Genomic DNA, 19202 nt, shown 5'->3' on the forward strand with positions numbered 1-19202 from the left:
TCCAAGGTATGCGGGAGACTGTAGCGTCTCTATTCGATCTAAACCGGAACCCTCCCCCAGCCGCCGCCGCCGGGCGTTTCCACGACGACCGTTTCTCCAGACGAAAGCGTTACCGAGCCTTTGCCGGCTAGGGGTGTCGCAACGCCGGCCGCATCGATGACCGAGTTTTGTCCCGTCGCGCCGGCGTCACCGCCATGCAGACCGTAAGGACCAGTGATCCGACGGTCGGATTGAAGTGAAACACGCGCCTCGTGATCCACCGCTGTAATGGCGCGTATCAGGCCTTCGCCGCCGGCATGGTGCCCCGTCCCGCCCGATCCCTGGCGCAGCTCGTAACGTTCGATACGCAGCGGATAGCTGATTTCAAGCGCCTCGATCGGGGTGTTGAGCGTGTTCGACATATTTGCGTGCACGCCATGCATGCCTGCACCATAGGGACGGCCGCCCTGCCCCCCGCCAATCGTCTCGATATAGGTATAGGGCCTTCCGCTTCGGGGATCACGTCCACCAATGCCGATCAGGTTCATCGTCCCCTGACTGGCGGCGGCGATGCGATCGGGCGCGATAAGCGCAAAGGCGCGCAGTACCGTGTCTGCCACGCGTTGCGTGGTTTCAGTATTGCCCGCGCAGACGGCGGCCGGCGGCTGGGCATCGAGGAAACAGCCCTGCGGAATGTGAATTTCGACTGGACGCAACACGCCGGCATTTGGCGGAAGCGTTGCGTCGGTCAGTATCTTGATGGCGTAGAACACCGCCGAATGCGTCATCGGCTTGACCGCATTGACATTACCACGCCGCTGCGGCGCGGTTCCTGCAAAATCGAATACCAGACGGTCGGGCGCAACATCGACTGCAACCTTGATCAGGACTTTTTCCGGGTTTGATCCATCGTCATCCAGCCAGTCCTCGGCCTCGTAGCGGCCGGGCGGCAACTCAGCGAGGCGCTTCAGCATGCGCCGCTCGGAATAGTCAAGAATGGCCGACAGGCCCTGTTTCAGCCCATCGACACCGAAACGCCCCACCATTTCCTGCAGGCGGGTCTCCCCGATCCTGAGAGCCGCCAACTGGGCATTGAGATCACCGCGCCTCTCTTCCGGCGTGCGCACATTGGCAAGCACCATGCGCATGATACCGGCCTGTTCCGCACCTCCGTCGTAAAGCAGGACTGGCGGAATGATCAGGCCCTCCTGGAAGATCTCTGTTGAGCTGCCGGGCATCGAACCGGGCTCCATGCCTCCGACATCCGAATGGTGCGCGCGGCTTGCCACGTGCGCAACGAGTTCACCTGCGGCGAAAACCGGAGCTATCAACGTGATGTCGGGCAGATGCGCGCCGGCAACGAAAGGGTCGTTGACGATGACGACATCGCCTTCCTTGAGCGGTGGCAACTGTGCAAGTGTCGGCGCAACGGCCCTCAGCATGGAACCAAGATGCACCGGTACGTGCTCGGCCTGCGCGACCAGCTCCGCATTCGCGTTGAAGATTGCGCAGGATGCGTCCATGCGTTCTTTAATGTTGGGCGAAAAGGCAGTGCATTTCAGCACGACGCCCATTTCCTGCGCGGTTGCTTCCAGGGCATTTCGCAGAACTTCGAGACGGATCGGATCAAACATGGTCATTCTGCTACCTCAACGATCAGACTGCCTGATTTGTGAACCGTGAGACGGTCGGCAGGATAAAGAACGGTGGTCGAAGAAACTTCCTCGATAATGGCGGGGCCGAATATCATGTTGCCAGCCTTGAGCTTTTCCCGGGCGTAGACCGCCGCCTTATAGAAGGCGCCACGCGCGCCGGTATCGCCAGGCTCGTAATAGACCGGGCGTTCGCCGGTCAGGGCATCGTCGTCGGGCACAGGGCCTCCGTCGTCGAGTTCGGGAAGCACCGGCGTTTTGATGCGGCCGATACCTGTGACGCCGAAGCCGGCGATCTCGATTGCGGCATTTTCGTCAGCATGACCGAAGCGGGCCCGGTGCGCGGCATGAAACCGGTGAGGAAGGTCGGCCCACCAACAGGGTTCGCCGGGATTCACCGTCACTGACAGTTCAAACGACTGGCCCTGATAGCGCATGTCGATGCGTATTTCCACGTCGCGCCGGTCCGGCTCGACGCCATCATGATCGAGATGGCCGTCGGCGCGGTCAGTCAGGCGCTTGATGCGCAAAGCCGCTTCAGCTTCGCCATTGGCGGCATAGGGGACGACGTGTGTTTCGACGAAATCGTGGCGCAGGTCTGAAATCAGCTGTCCCAGCGCACACAGAATGCCAGGGGTCGGCGGCACCATTACACGCGGCATCTTGAGTTCGCGGGCTACGGGGCTGCCATGCATCGGTCCCGCACCGCCGAATGGCACAAGCGCGAAATCACGTGGATCATAACCACGTTCCACGGACACAACGCGGATGCCCCGAACAATGTTGGCATGGGCTACGCGCAATATTCCTGCCGCCGCCTCATAGACATCAAGACCAAGTGGTTGTGCAATGACATCGTTGATGGCTTTATGGGCCCCATCCAGATCAAGTGTCATCGAACCGCCCAGACGCGATTGCGGCGAGAACCGCCCCAGCAAAAGATTGGCATCGGTAACTGTCGGCAACGTTCCACCGCGACGATAGCAAACGGGGCCCGGCACCGCCTCGGCGCTCATCGGCCCCGCACGCAACGCCCCACCGTCATCAATCCAGGCAATGGAACCACCGCCCGCACCGATAGCATTGATATCGATAACCGGCAGGCGAATCGGCACGGTTTCGAGACTGGCCGAACGGGTGATTTCCGGCCGTCCAGCCCGGATGAGACTGATATCCGTGGACGTTCCACCAATATCCATGGTGATGATATCGGGAATACCTGCCAGCATAGCCACATGCGCGCTGGCGACTACACCACCGGCGGGGCCGGATAGAACGGTATGGACGGGCTTGAGGCGCGCTCCTTCGAGGCTCATCAGTCCACCGGCCGCATCCATCACCATAACCGGACGGTCGCGACCAAGGCCCAGCCCTTCCTTCTCATCCTGCAACATACCGGAGAGCGAAGACAGATAACGGTCCATGACCGGACGAAGATAGGCATTGAGCACCGCCGTCGAGCCGCGCTCGTATTCGCGGAATTCAGCATTCACCTCGACCGAAGCGGAAATTGCCACATGTGGGAGGACTTCAGCCAGAATATCGCGCGCCCGCAACTCATGGGAGGGATTGGCGTAAGAGTGGAGAAAAAGGATGGCGACGGCCTCGACGCCAGCCGCCTTCATCGCTTCACCAGCCGCGCGCACATCGGCCTCGTCGAGCGGCTGCAACTCTTTACCTGTCGGCAGAATACGGCCCCGCGCCGTAAAACAAAGTTCGCGCGGCACCAACGGTTCAGGCTTCACCCTGGTCAGATCGAACAGCGTCGGACGGTTCTGGCGGCCGATTTCAAGGAGATCGCGAAAGCCGTGATTGGTGAGAAATGCCGTCTTTGCGCCATTGCGCTGGATCACGGCATTGGTTGCCGTTGTCATGCCATGTCCCACATACGCAACATCCGCACCGCTCGCGCCCTGCAGGCCCAGGGCCTTTCGCAGGCCTTCAAGTGTGCCGAGCGCACGGTTGACCGGCGTGGTCGATACCTTCGAGACGGTGATGGTTCTCGTCGTCTCGTCATAGGCAATGCTGTCGGTGAAAGTTCCGCCGACGTCGGATGCGACACGTATATGCGGGGTCATAACTGCCTCTTGTGTAACAGTAACGTTGGCGTTACAAAAACAGAAGCAACGGGAGCTGTAAAGAGCTGTTGGCGATAACGCTGCAAAATTCGTTCCTTGCCGAAGAGAGGACAAGACGAGGCAAAGATGATATTCACCGGCCACGGAAGGACGACATGAATGAACGACAGGCCGCAGGCAACAAAGGTGAAGGAAAAGCCGCCAGGATCACACGCGGCGCGCACCTCGCGCACCCGCAAGGCCATTCTTGTGGCTGCGGCAGGCGAATTCGTTGCGCACGGTCTGGAAGGTGCAAATATCGAGGCTATCGCCTATTCGGCTGGCGTTAACAAGGCACTTGTCTATCGGCATTTTTCCCGCAAGGAAGTGTTGTTCCGGCATGTGCTGGAAGACGCTTACCGGGCGATGCGCGATGCAGAGGAATCGCTGGCGATGCCTTCGGATCCGGTTGCTGCGCTCGACCGGCTTGTGGAGTTCACCTTTGACTACTACCGGAACAATCAGGGCTTCCTGACGCTTGTCGGCATCGAGAACCTGCACGGTGGCGAGAACATCCGCGAATCGGAGCCCGAAACGGTATATGCCGGAAATATTTCCCGGATGGTGGCAGGCATTCTGGAGCGTGGCGCCACAGCTGGCGTGTTTCGCCCTCGGTTGGACCCTGTCGAGTTATGGCTGTCAATCTCGAATCTGTGCTGGGCCACGGTCTCCACGGCACACACCATCCGCTTTACCTTCGGGCGGGACGTTCTTGCTGAACCGGCGCGCAGCGCGCGCCTTGCCCATATCCAGGAAATGATCCGGCGTTACGCGTTAAGGCCGGACCACTTGTAGGGCAGTGCTTCAGACATCAGCGCGACGCAGCGCTGTGCCTCGTCATCCGAAACGCTGTTGGCCAGCGCAAGCAGTGAAACCCCGGTTTCGCCATAACGATTGTCACCGGGCGCGGGCGCAAAGGAAAGCGTCCAGACCTCGTACCCCGCCGCCTTGCGCGTACCGATCACATAGCCTTTTTCAAGGAACATCTCGATCTCGGCGCGGATGGTATCCGTTTCGATCTGCCATTGTTCGTAATGCGGGGCGTTGATTTCGAGGATGCGTTCGCGGGATTCCCTGTCCAGCCGCGCCATCATGCAAACCCCGGCATGGCCGATACCAAGCGGCAGACGCCCGCCCACGCCCGAAAGCAAGGGTTGGACCGGCGCTGCGCTGAGCTGGAAATCGAGGCAAACAGATTCGAAACCCGACCGCGCCATGAGAAAACTTGATATGTTTGTGCCGGCGGTGATGGAAATAAGCGCCGGACGGAAAAGATCGACCAGATCACCAATACCTGGCACGCGCTGCGCCAGCGCATAAATCGCGCTCCCCAGCCTGTAGTTGCCGCGCCGACCGCTCTGCTCAACAAAACCGTAATGAGACAGTCCCGTCAGAGCCCGATGCACCGCCGATTTAGCGTCACCGATCCCATCTGCGATTTCAGCAAGGCTCATGCCGCCGACACCCGCATTGCCTAGCGCCAGAAGAATTTCCGCACCGCGTTCGACATTGCTGGACGATTGCTTTGCCATGCTGTCCCCTGGGTTTCGGTGAATATATCATTCATTAAAATCCGATAATTGGAACTGGATTAGGCAATATGGCATGGGTAGTCAAGCGGGTTAAAAAATTGGGACCTCAAGCCGCTCGCCCAAAAAAGACCCGGCTCCCTATGGAGGGAAACCGGGCCAGCTTGGGAAATCAGAGCCCGTAAACGGATCTGGCCGCTTCGGAGGAAATGCGTCCGTCACGGACGTCGGCTGCAATGGATGCCGGGTCGCGCATGGAGGGCTCGCCATATCCACCGGCACCGGGGGTTACGATCTCGAGAATATCACCCTTGAAGATGTCGCCGGCACCATTCACCAGCCGCTCGGGCGCACCGAGAATGGTAAAGGAGCCAAGACCACCTGCAAGGCCACCATCCAGACCCCAGGGGCGCGAGACGAAGCGGGAGCCACCGACGGAGACCCGGCAATCTGCTTCTGCGCGATACACGCGGCGAAGACCCATGCCACCCCTGAACTGTCCGCCACCACCGGAACCGTCGACCAATTCATAGGCAACCAGCGTTAGCGGATATTCGGTTTCAAGCGATTCCAGTGGCAGGTTGGACGTATTTGTCATGTGGACATGCACGCCGTCCAGGCCATCCTTGTTATGCCGCGCCCCGAAGCCGCCGCCGATAGTTTCGAGATAGACCCAGAGGCTGCCGTCCGCGCGTGTACCAGAGAAGCTCGCAACCGCGACAGATCCGTTGCAGGCAGCGGTCACGCGGTGCGGAACCACCTTCGCGAGTGCGCCATGGATGAGATCGACCACACGCTGGCATGCGGCAATGCGGCCATCGACTGCGGCCGGGTGAGCGCAATTGAGCAATGTACCCTTTTTCGCCGTCACATGGATCGGCCGGGCCAGACCGGCATTTGGCAGGACGGTTGGATCAACAACTGTCTTCACCGCATAATAGACTGTGGAAAGGAGCGCGGTATAGACCACGTTCAGACCGGCGCGAACCTGCGGCGGGCTGACGAAGTCAAGATGCATCTCGTCACCCTTGACGGTAATTGTCACCGAAAATTCGAGCTCGTCCCGCAGCGATTCCGCATCGAACATATCCGAAAAGCTGTAGGTGCCATCCGGAATGGAAGCGATGCCGGCGCGCATCTTGCGTTCGGCATAGTCCATCAGTTCGCGACCAGCAGCGAGAACCGTTCCGGTGGAATACTTGTCGCAGAGTTCCTTGAGGCGCGTCACGCCAAGGCGGTTCGCTGCCATCTGGGCGCGCAGGTCCGACATTCGCTCATGCGGCACCTGGCAGTTCAGGAGAAACAGCTTCTGGATGTCTTCCTGAAGAATGCCCTTTCGATAGAGGCGAACCGGGGGAATGCGCAGGCCTTCCTGATATATGTGGGCATGGCCGCGATCTGCGAAGTCGGAATGGTGCGCTGTATTGATCGCCCAGGCGATCAACTTGCCGTCCTGGAAAATCGGCTCCGCCAGAACGATATCCGGCAGATGAGTGCCGCCACCCTCATAGGCGTCGTTGCCGATAAACACGTCGCCAGGAGCAAGACTATCCGCGCCGACATGCTCCAGAATATAGGGAATAAAGCCGATAAACGAGCCGAGATGCATCGGGATATGTTCGGCCTGGCAAAGCATTGCCCCCCTGGCGTCGAACAGTGCCGTCGAGCAATCGCGGCGTTCCTTGATATTGGTGGAATAGCTGGCACGAACGAGCGCCTCTCCCATTTCCTCGACGGTGGAGGCAAATGCGCTGCCGATGACCTCGACAGTTATCGGATTGAGTGCTGCAGCAGGGTTCTGTGCGATGGCTGCATTCGTCATCATTTTCCCTCCACGATGAGGTTGAGATAGGCATCGACCGTAGCGACATATCCAGGCGGCAGAACCGTGGTCGAATCCATCTGGTCGATAATGGCAGGACCGGCGACGACGTTACCGGGTTTCAGAAGATCGCGGTTATAGAGCGTCGCCGCAGTAAAACCGCCGGCTTCGGCCATCCAGACATCACGCTTGCCGGAGATCGCAGCAGAGGAATCCTCGCCCTCCATCTCGCGGGCCTTGAACGCTGCTTTTTCGACGACGCCGCTTGCGACCAAACGATAGGTAACAAGCTGCACCGGCTCACCTTCGGCGATGAAGCCATAGAGCTGGCGATGCGCCTGCTCGAAACGCTCCTTGACGAGGCGGAAGGTTTCCTCGGTGATCGGGCCTTCCGGCAAGGCGACTGCGATCTCGTAATTCTGGCCGGCGTAGCGGCAATCGACGGTGCGGGTGACAACGCGGGCGGCTGGTGCGATTTTCTCACGCTCGAACCAGGCATTGGCTTGAGCAGAAATGCCATCATACAGCGTGGAGATCGTTCCCGACGCCACCTGGTCGAGACGATGCAGGACAGTTGCCGAGAAGTCCGTTCTCAGATCCGTCATCAAGAGGCCAAGAGCGCATAAGACGCCCGGGGTCTTCGGCACGACGATGCGCTTCATGCCCAACTCACGGGCCAGACGCACGGCATGCACCGGACCCGCTCCGCCGAAGGCGACCAGCGCGTAGTCACGCGGATCATGGCCACGCTGGACCGAAATCACGCGAATGGCCTTGGCCATGTTGGCCGTCACGATGTCGAGAATGCCGTTCGCGGTTTCCAGAACGCCCATATTGAGCTTTTCCGCAAGCCGCTCGACGGCCTTTACCGACAGCGAACGGTCAATCTTCATTCGGCCGTTGAGCAGATATTCCGGGTTCTGTGTCTGAAGTACGACATTGGCGTCAGTGACCGTCGGCTCGTCATTGCCAAGGCCGTAGCAGGCCGGACCAGGATTGGCGCCTGCAGAACGCGGACCGACTTTCAGGTGATTGCCGGAATCGATATAGGCGATCGAGCCACCACCGGCCCCGACCGTGTGTATATCGAGCATCGGAGCCTTGATCGGATAACCGTGGACCACCGACTCGTTCACCACTCGGCACTGACCATCAGCAAGCAGTGCAACGTCAGAGCTGGTACCGCCCATGTCAAACGTGATGAGGTTGTCGATGCCGGTCATGCGACCAACCGCCTGGGCAGCGACAACACCGGTCGAGGGACCGGACAGAACCGTGCGTACCGGCATTTCGGCAGCAGTATCAAAGCCGATAACGCCGCCATTCGACTGGGTGAGCTGCGGCGCAACCGTGATGCCGAGATCGGTGAGCTTGCCGGACAGCGATTTCACATAACCCTGCATGACGGGGCCGAGATAGGCATTGACGACCGTGGTCGACAATCGCTCGAACTCACGGAATTCCGGCGCGATACGGTGTGACAGCGAATGGAAGGCTTCAGGAAACTCATCTTCCAGAATGCGGGCCGCGATCTTCTCATGCTCGGCGTGCATGAAAGAATACAGAAAATTGACTGCGACCGCCTTTACGCCATCGGCCTTCAGAGCCCGCACCGCTTCGCGCAATGCGGTCTCGTCCAGTGGTGTTTCAACAGTGCCAGTGGCCAAAACACGCTCTTCAATACCGAAGCGCAGGTGACGCTCGACCAGAAGTTCAGGCTTATCTGCCTGGAGATCATAGAGGTCCGGGCGTTTCTGACGGCCGATTTCCAGCAGATCGCGGAAACCACCGGTCGTCAGAAGCCCTGTTTTTGCGCCACGACCCTGAATGAGCGCGTTTGTGGCAACCGTTGTACCGTGACCGACATAAGACACGTCCTCGGCCTTGATGCCTACGCGCTCGATGCCACCGGCCACCCCCTGCGTGATCCCGCGCGAAGGGTCATCCGGTGTCGATGAAACCTTCCAGATCACCACCTCGCCCGTCTCATCCTCAAACAGACAAACATCGGTAAAAGTACCACCGGAATCCACGCCAATCCGCCATGCCATGGCTCGCTCCTTCTTCTGGATGTCATAAGGCAACGCCTCATCTGGAGGTCGTGCGACACTGCCTTGATTGCATGCGCCGCCCGCTGCGAAAGCCAAGCCTTCGGCCCCGGAGAAACGGCTGCCGGGCAATCCGGGCCAGTTGTTCAGACCCTATGATCGGCTTCATTCCCTTGTCAATCTCAATTCCATTATTACGACCAGAATATTTCTGGTATTCCTATAATTAGATTATAAGACAAAATTACGCCGGACGTTAAAAAATTTGGGTTCTTATTCCGTTATTTGACACAAAGATTTCCCAATGAACTAATTAATGGAATTTCGCTTGACACCCGGAAAAGGCTCTCTTTATTGTTTTCGATATCGACGGGACCAGATCACGCCCACCGGGACCGACACTTTTCCGGAAAGGTGGCGCGCCGAAATCGTCCACGCCGGCTGGCAAGCATGTATCAACACATAATGGGGAACTAACCATGATACTCGATCGCCGTACCCTTCTGAAATTGACCGCCGCTTCAGGTGCCGCATTTGCCATCGGAGCGTCCAGAACCTTTGCGCAGGCCCCTTCCGACACATTGCGCATCGGCCTTTCCACCTATCCCGCTCATCTGAAACCGTGGGTGAATGTCGGCTATGCCGGCCAACTCGTTTCTTCGCTGATCAACCGTTTCCTCATGGCCTACACGCCAGAAGGCAAACTTGTGGGTGAATTGGCCGAAAGCTTCGACCAAGAAGGCGACCGCGCCTGGGTGATCAAGCTGAAGGATGTTAAATTCTCCGACGGCCAGCCCGTCACCTCGGCCGACATCGAATGGAATATCGAGAAGATCAAGGCGGAGGGCTCCGGTGCCTATACCCGTGATGCGATGCTCGAAGTCGAAAAGGTCGAGATTGTCGATGACCGCACCTTCAAGCTCCTGACGAAATCACCGAACGCGGCGCTGCCGGCGCTCTTCGCCAACCCCTTCCTGCAGATCATCGCCAAGGGTTCGACCGACAAACAGGACCATGGCATAGGCGCGGGCCCGTTCACGCTGGCCAATGCAGAAAAGGGCGTAGGCCTCGATTTCGAAGCCTCCCCGCATTATTTCAAGGACGGCTTGCCGCATTTCAAGAAGGTTCGCGTCACAGCCTACGCCGACGAAAACCTACGTGTTGCAGCGATCACTGCGGGCGATGTCGATGTGATCGATTACGTTCCGTGGAGCGCAATGGACCAGCTCGACAACGACGCCAGTGTTGCGCTTGAGACAGCTGCCACAGGCGCATTCATGTTCCTGTCGTTCAACGGAGCTGGTGCATTCAAGGACCAGCGCCTGCGGCGCGCCGTTTCCCTCGCCATTCGCCGCGAAGAGATCGTCAAGGGCGTGTTCTTTGGGCGCGGCGCGGTTCTCGAAGGCGTGCCGCGCTCGTCCGCGACGCCGTTCTACAACGCCGAACTTGCCAAGGGGCAGAGCTACGACCCCGACCGTGCCAAGGCGCTGATTAAGGAGGCCGGTGCAGAAGGTGTGACCGTCAATTTGCTCTCGACCGCGCAGTACGGCATGCACCGCGATACCGCCGTCATCGTCCAGGGCCATCTGGCCGAAGTCGGCATCAACGTGACACTGACGATGCCCGACTGGTCCACCCGCGTTACCATGGGTAACCGTGGCCAGGGCGATTTCGCCATTCAGGGTCTCGGCCTCGACACCTTCGATCCGGATGCGACAAGCGCCCTTATTGACCCGACGCTGTCGCCGACCTTCTTCCGCTCACGCAATTTCGAGGTTCCAGGCCTGACCGAGTTGCTCGCCAAGGGCCGTGCGGAGTTCGACCTGGAAAAGCGCAAGGCGATATATGCCGAAGTCGACAAGCTCGTCATCGAATACACGCCTTTTTGCGGTCTTTCCTACCGCGCCACCGGCTTTGCCCACCTGAAGCGCGTCAACAATTTCCATATGCTTCCGGACCAGATTTCTCCCTTCTCCGGTCGCCTTTTCGACGAGCTTTCGCTGTCGTAACATCTGGAATTAGCCCGGTCGGCACTCGCCCGTCCGGGCATCCGTTTCTCATCTTCCGTGCGGAAGAGGCCTGAAAGGCAAGTATTTTCAGGCTGACGTTGCATGGCTGACTGCCGGAGGGTCTTCATGTTCTGGTTCCTGCAGCGAATTGCCATTTCTCTGGCACTGCTCTGGGTCGTTACCAGCCTCGTCTTTCTTTCCATTTATATGGTGCCAGGCGATCCGGCTGAACTGCTGCTTTCAGGAGAAGGTTCGACGCCCGACGCGGCTTCGGTTGCGCAGTTGCGCAACGATCTGGGCCTCGACCGGCCGATACTGACGCAATATGTCGATCGGATGTCCGGCCTCATTCGCTTTGATCTCGGCAACTCGATGATCGACGGTTCACCGGTCGCACCCGAAATTGCCAAACGCCTGCCGCGTACACTTGAGCTGATCGCAGCCGCCGCGATCCTCAGTTTGATCATCGGCGTACCGGTCGGCGTTGCCGCAGCCTTGCGACAGGGCGGTAGTTTCGATCGCGTCTCTAATTTTCTTGCCGGTTTTACCCAGGGCATTCCCGTTTTCGTCGCCGGTACATTGATAATTCTGGTCTTTGCCCAGATGTGGAAGCTGGTGCCAGCCGGTGGATACGTCAATATTTCAGACGACCCAGGCAAGCATCTGATCCTGCTGGCGATGCCCGCCTTCGCCATCGCGCTCGGTCTTGCGGCGATCGTCGTGCGCATCGCGCGTGCCTCAGTGCTCGATGTTCTGCCGCTGGATTATGTCCGAACCGCGCGCGCCAAGGGTCTGCCGCAACGGCGCATCATTGCCCGCCACGTGCTGCGCAACGCGCTGATGCCGGTCATCACGGTCTTCGCGCTCAATCTTGGCGGCCTGTTCGGCGGCACGGTACTGGTGGAATATGTCTTCAACTGGCCAGGCTTGTCCGGCATGCTGGTCAGCGCCGTCAATTCCCGTGACTACCCCACAGTTACTGCGGTCATCCTGGTCATTTCGGCCCTGTTCATCACGCTCAACCTCATCGTCGATATTGTCTACGGTGTCACCGATCCGAGGATTCGCAAATGACGCGCTCGCTTCGTCTCGTCTGGCCGCTGCTGCTCGCGCTCATCGCACTGATATGCCTGCTTGCTCCAGTACTGCCCCTGTCAGATCCCCTGAAGATGACCATGGGTCAGCGGTTCGCCGGGCCATCTTCAGCTTTCCCGCTCGGGCAGGATGAAATGGGCCGCGACATTCTCTCCCGGCTGGTCTTCGGCATCCGTATCTCGCTGTTTATCGCCCTCTCGACCTCCATCCTTTCGGGCGTCATCGGTACCGCATTCGGCATTATCGGTGGTTACATGCGAGGTTTTCCGGAAATCCTGACGCTCAGGGCCATGGATGTCGTGCTCTGTTTCCCCCCGCTTCTCCTCGCCATGCTCGCCGTAACCCTTTATGGGCCAGGCCCGATGACACTGATCCCCGTGCTTGCCGCAGTGTTCGTTCCCGGCTTCACCCGCATCGCCTATGCCAGCGTGCTTACCGTTCGCTCGCAGGATTATGTCGAGGCGGTACAGGCCATGGGTGCCAGTAACATCCGCATCATGTTGAAAACCATTTTGCCCAACATCATGGGACCTCTTCTGGTTCAGGCCAGCTTCGTCACGGCGGCGGCGGTTGTGCTTGAATCGGGCCTGTCCTTCCTTGGTCTCGGCGTCGTCCCTCCCTCGCCCTCACTCGGGCTGATGATCGGAACCGGCCGGGCGGCTATCGCTCATCAGCCCATGCTGCTTGTCTGGCCCTGTCTGGCGCTGGTTGTGATGATCCTCGTGCTCAACGGGGTCTGCGATCTGCTGCGCGACTGGCTCGATCCGCGTTCGGCGGCAGGAGCCGTCCTTGCGGGCGGCGGCAAGAGCGGCGTATGAAACAGGAAAAAGTGACAATGACCGAAACCACGCCTCATCCTGTCCTCTCCATCCGCAATCTCAAGGTCTCATTCCTGCGCGACGGCACGTTCAACCCGGTGGTTCGCGAGCTGAACCTAGACATCCGTGCTGGTGAAACACTTGCGATCGTTGGAGAAAGCGGTTCCGGCAAGAGTGTTACGGCACTGTCCGTGATGCAGCTTCTGCCGGAAAAGACGAGCCGCATCGAAGGCTCGATCAAGCTCGACGACGAAGAACTGATCGGCGCTTCCCCTGCTCGCATGCGTGAAATCCGTGGCAACCGGGTGGCGATGATCTTCCAGGAACCGATGACGAGCCTCAATCCGGTACTGACCGTCGGGGAACAGATCGCGGAAGCCCTGATTGCCCATAACGGTATTTCGAAAAGCGTGGCACGGACGGAAACTTTGAAACTGATGGAGAAAGTGCGGATTCCCTCCTCTGCCAAACGTATCGACGATTACCCGCACCAGTTTTCAGGAGGCATGCGCCAGCGCGTGATGATTGCGATAGCACTTGCCTGTCGCCCCGCCCTTCTGATTGCCGACGAACCGACCACGGCGCTCGACGTCACCATTCAGGCGCAGATCCTCGACCTCATCAAAACCCTGCAGGAAGAGGAAGGCACCGCTGTGCTTTTCATCACCCATGACATGGGTGTCGTCGCTGAAATCGCCGACCGTACGCTGGTGATGTATCGTGGCGACCAGATTGAGACCGGCACGACATCAGAAGTCTTTGCCAGCCCGCAAAAGCCCTATACGCGCGCCCTGCTTTCCGCGGTGCCGCAACTCGGTTCGGCCGGCGAAGATGGCCCCAGTCCTTTCCCGATTATCGACATGGAAACAGGACAGGCACTGCCACAGAAGAAGCGGCCCGATACCATCGACGCGGCGAGTGGCAAGCTTCTCGATGTCAGGAACCTGTCGGCGCGGTTCGAGATGCGATCCGCCTTCACCCGGATGGTGCACTCGCGCGTGCATGCGGTCGAAAATGTCAGCTTTTCGCTCTCGCGGGGTGAAACACTTGCGCTGGTAGGTGAATCGGGCTGCGGAAAATCGACCACTGGCCGCTTGCTGGCCGGGCTTAACCGGCCGCATTCCGGTTCAATCCATATCCACGGCGCGGATGTTGGCTCCTTCACCAGATCGGACCTGTCCCGTCAAGTTCAGATGATTTTTCAGGACCCATTCGCCAGCCTCAATCCCCGCCTAACGGTTGAAAACGCCATCGCGGAGCCTCTTTTGATCCATGGGTTGGAAACGCCCCGCAATGCCCGAAAGCTTGCGCGTGATCTGCTTGGCGAAGTCGGTCTGGCTGGGGCGATGGCGACCCGTTATCCGCATGAGTTTTCCGGCGGGCAACGCCAGCGCATTTGCATTGCAAGAGCGCTGGCGCTCCAACCCGAACTCATCATTGCCGATGAGGCGGTTTCGGCACTCGACGTTTCAGTCAAGGCTCAGGTGGTAAACTTGTTACTGGACCTTCAGGAACGACTGAAACTCGGCCTGCTGTTCATTTCCCACGACATGGCAGTTGTCGAGCGCATGAGCCATCGCATAGCTGTAATGTATCTCGGCGAAATCGTTGAGACCGGACCGCGCGAAGCTGTTTTCTCCAATCCGCAACATCCCTATACCCGGCGCTTGCTATCGGCCGTGCCGCTACCAGATCCCTCACGCAGGCATATGCGGCGCAAATTCGCTGATACAGAGTTGCGCAGCCCAATCCGGCCGAAAACCTTCACGCCGCCAAACCGCGAATATCGCGAAGTTACACCCGGCCACATGGTTCAGGTGTGGAATGAGGAGTGGGCCTGATCTGGCCCTGCGCTTCCATATCAGCCTGGACGACCTGACGGGAAACCTGGAAGTTTTCCGAGCAGTAAGATGTCTGCGGGATGACCGGCGCGGCAAGTATCAGCCCGCCTGTAGCACGTCTCGCAGAAGCGGGACCGCGCACCGGGCGCCATCTCTTGATCTTTAAGAATCTTACCGCAAATTCTCCAGCGAGCGGTGCAGTCGCCCGAAACGCTCCAGACGGAAAGGTGCTGGATCGACGCATGGCTTGGAGCCTGCCACCAGATCAGCCGTCAGCGCTCCGGCACCGGGGCCGATACCGAATCCATGGCCGGAAAATCCGACGGCCAGATAAAGGCCGGGAATGGCACTGGCAGCAGAGATCACCGGAACGGCATCCGGCGTGACATCCATGAGGCCGCCCCAGGTAGCCGTGATGCGGGCATTTGCAAATGCCGGGAAGGACTTGGACAACTTGTGGATACCTTGGGAAATGAGCTTCGATGACGGAACGGGATCGAGAATGCGGATCTGCTCGAACGGCGTCACAGCGTCACTTTTCCATTGGTGGGGCATCGCCATTTCCCGCAGGAACTGCCCGCCTGTCCGCAAGCGTAATGCCCGCCAGTTTTTAACGAGCGACGGCAGGTAGTCGGCAAACAGACGGAAGCTATCCGGAGTGACGGGCGCGATATCCGCGTTGCGCTGCGCTACCGTGAAGCCGCCATCATGACGGCGACGGAAGGCGAAATCGTTACCGCCCACCGGCATATCCGTCATGCCATCAACAGCCGACAGACGCGCGACGCTGCCGAGGATTTTGAGGATCGGAATATCAAGTCCCATATTGCCTGCAAAAAGCCTGGACCAGGCGCCACCCGCCAGCACGACGGAAGAGCAGCGGATTTCGCCATGTTCCGTCACCACACTGCTTACCTTCCCGGCGGAGCGTTCGATTGACCGGACCGCACAGCCCGTGAGGATATGGGCACCCTTTGCGGCAGCACCGCGTGCCATGGCGGGAACCGCCATGAACGGTTCGGCCTTGCAATCGCTCGGAGTGTGCATCACGGCCTTGAACTGCCTGCCCATGCCCGGCACCAGCGCGTGCATTGCCTCACCGCGCACAATGCGCGAGTCGAGACCCACTGCGGCGGCATGTTGGAGCCACTCCTCGTAAAAGGCGACGTCAGCGTCCGTCTCGCACAGATAGGCAATGCCGCACTGGCGCAACCCGGTTTCGGCGCCGACCCGCTCGTTCATGCCTCTCCAGAGCCTCAAGCTTTCCATGGAAAGCGGCAACTCGGCCGGATCACGCCCCATCTGGCGCACCCAACCCCAGTTCCTAGACGATTGCTCACCAGCGATCAGCCCCTTTTCACAGACGGCAACGCTGATGCCACGTTCGACCAGCGACAACGCTGTCGATACGCCGATGATGCCGCCACCGATAACTACGACATCCACGTGCGCAGGCAGGGTCTTCGACGGCAAGACGGCATCAGGAATTATTCTGGACATTTTTTAGCGCCTGTTGAGGGTGGACGTGCGGTTGCGGAAGCTGGCGATCCGTTGCTCGGTCCGGTCTGGGTCTGCGAATGCTGCAACATCGGAAAAAAGCAGGTCGGCCTCCGCTCGCGTCATCAGTCCACAAGCCACGGAAGCCTCCTGGACGGACAGGCCGTTGGTGGCCGCATGCTTGGCGACGGCAGATGCCGCCGGATAGCCGTAAATCGCCACGAGTGCTGTCGACAGGGCAAGCGATCCGGATGCATCTTTGAGGCCGCGCTCCGTATTGACGTTTATCCCCGAGATACAATGGGAGACAAAAAGCGGGATCGCGCGTCGCATCAAACGAATGCTTTCGCTGATGGCTTCTAGAATGATCGATTCCCATACATTGAGGTCAAGTTCACCCTCGGCGGCGCGGGTGACTGTGGCATCATTACCGATCACACGGAAGGAGACCTGCATCATCATTTCAGGCATAACCGGATTGACTTTGCCCGGCATGATCGACGAACCCGGCTGCACCGCCGGAAGGGTGACCTCGGCAAGCCCCGCCCGCGGTCCTGATGACATCAGGCGCAGATCGGCCGCAAATTTCGACAGGGTCAGGGCTATTGCTTTCAATGCGGCTGAAATCCTCACCCAATCGTCGGCATTTTGCAGCGCATCAAAAAAATTCTCCTCCGGCTGATAAGATTTGCCGGTCAGTGCCTGCAATTCCTCGAAGACGAAGCGGCGATAGGCTTGCGAGGCGCCAAAGGCAGTGCCGACGGCAGTGGCGCCAAGCGGCAGCCGCAGACAAACGTCTTCCAGACCAGACATCCCCGCCATCTGTCGCTCAAAGGCGGCTGAATAACCTGAAAACTGCTGACCGAAAGTGACAGGCAGCGCATCCTGCAAGCAGGTTCGGCCAAGCTTGACCACGTCGCGAAAGGCATTCTCCTTGACCCGAAGAGCATCGACGAGAGAGCCCAGACCTGCGCGGAGGCCAGCCAGTTCACCCCCGACCGCCATTTTCATTGCCGAGGGAATGACATCGTTAGTGGATTGCGCCATGTTGACATGGGTATTGGCATGAACGGGATCCTGTCCCTTCCTGCCGGTCAGAATTTCACTTGCCCTGTTGGCCAGGACCTCGTTGACATTCATATTGGCCGCAGTGCCGCCGCCGCCATGATAGATATCGACAGGAAAATCCTGCCTGCCTGGCATTACGGCGTGTTCGCTCGCAGCCATTTCGATTGCCCCGGCGATCTGCGGATCAAGGTCGCCGGCCCTGCAATTGGCCCGTGCGGCAGCCTGCTTTATGGCAATAATCGCCGGGATGAAGCCTTCGATATCGGCGATCGTCCGGCCGGAAATCGAGAAATTCTCGACCGCGCGCGCCGTCTGGATGCCATAGGCCAAGGCGGCCGGCATCAGCCGTGTTCCGAGCGCATCTTCTTCCAGGCGCATTTCCTCTTGCCCTTCATCCATCTCAACGCCCCGGCCGGTCGAGGAAATCGCGCAGACGATACCATCCGGTAAAGGCAGGCAGGAACCATGGCTTGCCGGAATAGAAAGGAACGGCGGTGAATTTTTGCCGGTCGAACGCCGATTTGGCGTTTTGCTCGCCCAGGATCTTTCGCGCCGTCTGATAACCGAGATAGGTCATCAGCGCGACACCGTTGCCATTGCATCCCACCGCAAAATTCGCACCATCGCGCTCACCGATATGAGCGAGCTTGTCAACCGTCATGGCGACACTTCCGACCCAGGAATGGGTGATCTTGACGCCAGCGAGCTGGGGCCAAACAGCGAGCATCCTGGCATAGATGTGCTTTGCGGCGCGCCTTTCCGACATTTCGAACACACCCGGACGCGAACCGAACAGCAGCCGTGTCCCGTCCGTCGATGGCCGGCTGAAGATGAGATCCCGGCGGGTGTCCGAAATCATGCGGCCCTGCGGGATAAGCTCGGCCATCAGATCGGCCGGCAACGGCTCGGTAGCGATCTGATAGCTCTTTACGGGCACGAGCCGGCGCGCCAGTTCCGGCGTCGCATCATCCGCCGTATAGCCATTGGTCGCGACGATCACATCCTTCGTGCGGATCGTCCCACGCGCTGTTGGCACAATCTTGTCGCGGTTTGGCCCGTCCTCAACGACGCCGGCACGGGCGTGGGAACGCAGCACCACACCGGCAGCCTTGGCCCGCCCGCGCAGCGCCTTGTGGTAAAGTCCCGGATGCAGGCCGCCATAGTCATCTATCAGCATACCCCCGTGATAATAATCCGAACCGATGGCCGCACGCTGCTGATCTCGATCAAGGAAGCTGACCTTCACTCCGGTCTTTTCGGCAAGCAGAGCACCGTGGCGCTTCAGCGTCACGTAGTCTGTGGCGGTGTGGGCGCCAAAGAAGCGACCAGTCAGCTTCAGCCCGGCATCGAGCTTCTCCGTGTCGATTAACATTTTCAGATATTCGAAGCTTTCGTTACTTTCGCCGATAAGCCGGTTGATCAACTCCGGGTCAATTCCCTTGATCGCGCCTCCAACGACGAGCTTCTGTCCGCTGGACACCATTCCGCCGGACCTCGTCGAGCAGCCGGAACCGAGCCGGTCACTGTCCAGCACGACAACGGAGCGTCCGGCACGCGCAAGGTGGGTTGCGGCAGTAAGACCGGCATAGCCGGAGCCGACCACCACGACGTCGGCATACTCGGGAACGGGATCGAGATTGGTCTCCGGCTCCGCCTCCTCCCACCAATAGGGAGCTTCCTTGAAATCGGCGGCGTAGATATCGTCAAACTTACGCATTGCATACCGG

General features: G+C 59.3%; 13 protein-coding genes. 5 read left to right on the forward strand and 8 right to left on the reverse strand.

All coding sequences use genetic code 11. The features are described from left to right. Nucleotides 1–38 precede the first annotated feature (38 nt). Nucleotides 39–1613 (reverse strand): hydantoinase B/oxoprolinase family protein, encoded by a 1575-nt coding sequence (locus ACQZ45_RS19510; RefSeq protein WP_247643662.1) that lies wholly within the window; start codon nucleotides 1611–1613, stop codon nucleotides 39–41. 2 nt (nucleotides 1614–1615) lie between these two features. Further along, a complete protein-coding gene (locus ACQZ45_RS19515) occupies nucleotides 1616–3709 on the reverse strand; it encodes a hydantoinase/oxoprolinase family protein (protein WP_421445000.1) in 2094 nt (697 codons plus the stop codon). A 159-nt stretch (nucleotides 3710–3868) separates the two neighbouring features. Here ACQZ45_RS19515 and ACQZ45_RS19520 point away from each other — a divergent pair, with 159 nt between their 5' ends. Next, entirely contained in the window at nucleotides 3869–4543 is a 675-nt protein-coding gene (locus ACQZ45_RS19520; RefSeq protein WP_025596084.1) for a TetR/AcrR family transcriptional regulator, read from the forward strand. Here the strand turns inward: ACQZ45_RS19520 and ACQZ45_RS19525 are convergent. The 3 genes from ACQZ45_RS19525 to ACQZ45_RS19535 all read right to left on the reverse strand — a co-directional run bounded on the left by ACQZ45_RS19525 (nucleotide 4516) and on the right by ACQZ45_RS19535 (nucleotide 9150). Beyond that, on the reverse strand, nucleotides 4516–5280 hold the full coding sequence (locus ACQZ45_RS19525; RefSeq protein WP_013761249.1) for an IclR family transcriptional regulator: 765 nt from the start codon (nucleotides 5278–5280) through the stop codon (nucleotides 4516–4518). The genes ACQZ45_RS19520 and ACQZ45_RS19525 overlap by 28 nt on opposite strands. Nucleotides 5281–5449: 169 nt before the next feature. After that, nucleotides 5450–7102 (reverse strand): hydantoinase B/oxoprolinase family protein, encoded by a 1653-nt coding sequence (locus ACQZ45_RS19530; protein ID WP_236736259.1) that lies wholly within the window; start codon nucleotides 7100–7102, stop codon nucleotides 5450–5452. Continuing rightward, nucleotides 7099–9150, reverse strand: a complete 2052-nt coding sequence (locus tag ACQZ45_RS19535; RefSeq protein WP_448742497.1) for a hydantoinase/oxoprolinase family protein — start codon at nucleotides 9148–9150, stop codon at nucleotides 7099–7101. The genes ACQZ45_RS19530 and ACQZ45_RS19535 overlap by 4 nt, the downstream gene beginning before the upstream one ends. 476 nt (nucleotides 9151–9626) lie before the next feature. Here ACQZ45_RS19535 and ACQZ45_RS19540 point away from each other — a divergent pair, with 476 nt between their 5' ends. The 4 genes from ACQZ45_RS19540 to ACQZ45_RS19555 all read left to right on the forward strand — a co-directional run bounded on the left by ACQZ45_RS19540 (nucleotide 9627) and on the right by ACQZ45_RS19555 (nucleotide 14910). Continuing rightward, complete coding sequence (locus tag ACQZ45_RS19540) at nucleotides 9627–11156, forward strand: ABC transporter substrate-binding protein (RefSeq protein WP_448742498.1); 1530 nt, start codon at nucleotides 9627–9629, stop codon at nucleotides 11154–11156. A gap of 126 nt (nucleotides 11157–11282) precedes the next feature. After that, nucleotides 11283–12230 (forward strand): ABC transporter permease, encoded by a 948-nt coding sequence (locus ACQZ45_RS19545; protein ID WP_111782661.1) that lies wholly within the window; start codon nucleotides 11283–11285, stop codon nucleotides 12228–12230. Then, a complete protein-coding gene (locus ACQZ45_RS19550) occupies nucleotides 12227–13069 on the forward strand; it encodes an ABC transporter permease (RefSeq protein ID WP_035199211.1) in 843 nt (280 codons plus the stop codon). Before ACQZ45_RS19545 ends, ACQZ45_RS19550 begins: the two co-directional genes overlap by 4 nt. 17 nt (nucleotides 13070–13086) lie before the next feature. Continuing rightward, nucleotides 13087–14910, forward strand: coding sequence for an ABC transporter ATP-binding protein (locus ACQZ45_RS19555; RefSeq protein WP_111782701.1), 1824 nt, complete (start codon nucleotides 13087–13089; stop codon nucleotides 14908–14910). 171 nt (nucleotides 14911–15081) lie between these two features. Here the strand turns inward: ACQZ45_RS19555 and ACQZ45_RS19560 are convergent, their stop codons facing one another. From ACQZ45_RS19560 to ACQZ45_RS19570, 3 genes are read right to left on the reverse strand one after another with little or no spacing between them, the layout of a single operon-like run. Further along, nucleotides 15082–16410, reverse strand: a complete 1329-nt coding sequence (locus ACQZ45_RS19560) for an NAD(P)/FAD-dependent oxidoreductase (RefSeq protein ID WP_448742499.1) — start codon at nucleotides 16408–16410, stop codon at nucleotides 15082–15084. Between the two features lie 3 nt (nucleotides 16411–16413). Next, nucleotides 16414–17874 carry an aspartate ammonia-lyase gene (locus ACQZ45_RS19565; protein WP_111782659.1) on the reverse strand — a complete coding sequence of 487 codons (1461 nt, stop codon included), beginning with the start codon at nucleotides 17872–17874 and terminating at the stop codon, nucleotides 16414–16416. Nucleotide 17875: 1 nt separating this feature from the next. Beyond that, entirely contained in the window at nucleotides 17876–19192 is a 1317-nt protein-coding gene (locus ACQZ45_RS19570) for an NAD(P)/FAD-dependent oxidoreductase (protein ID WP_111782658.1), read from the reverse strand. Nucleotides 19193–19202: the final 10 nt, after the last annotated feature.

The sequence above is a fragment of the Agrobacterium sp. 16-2014-1-2a genome (genome assembly GCF_053522705.1).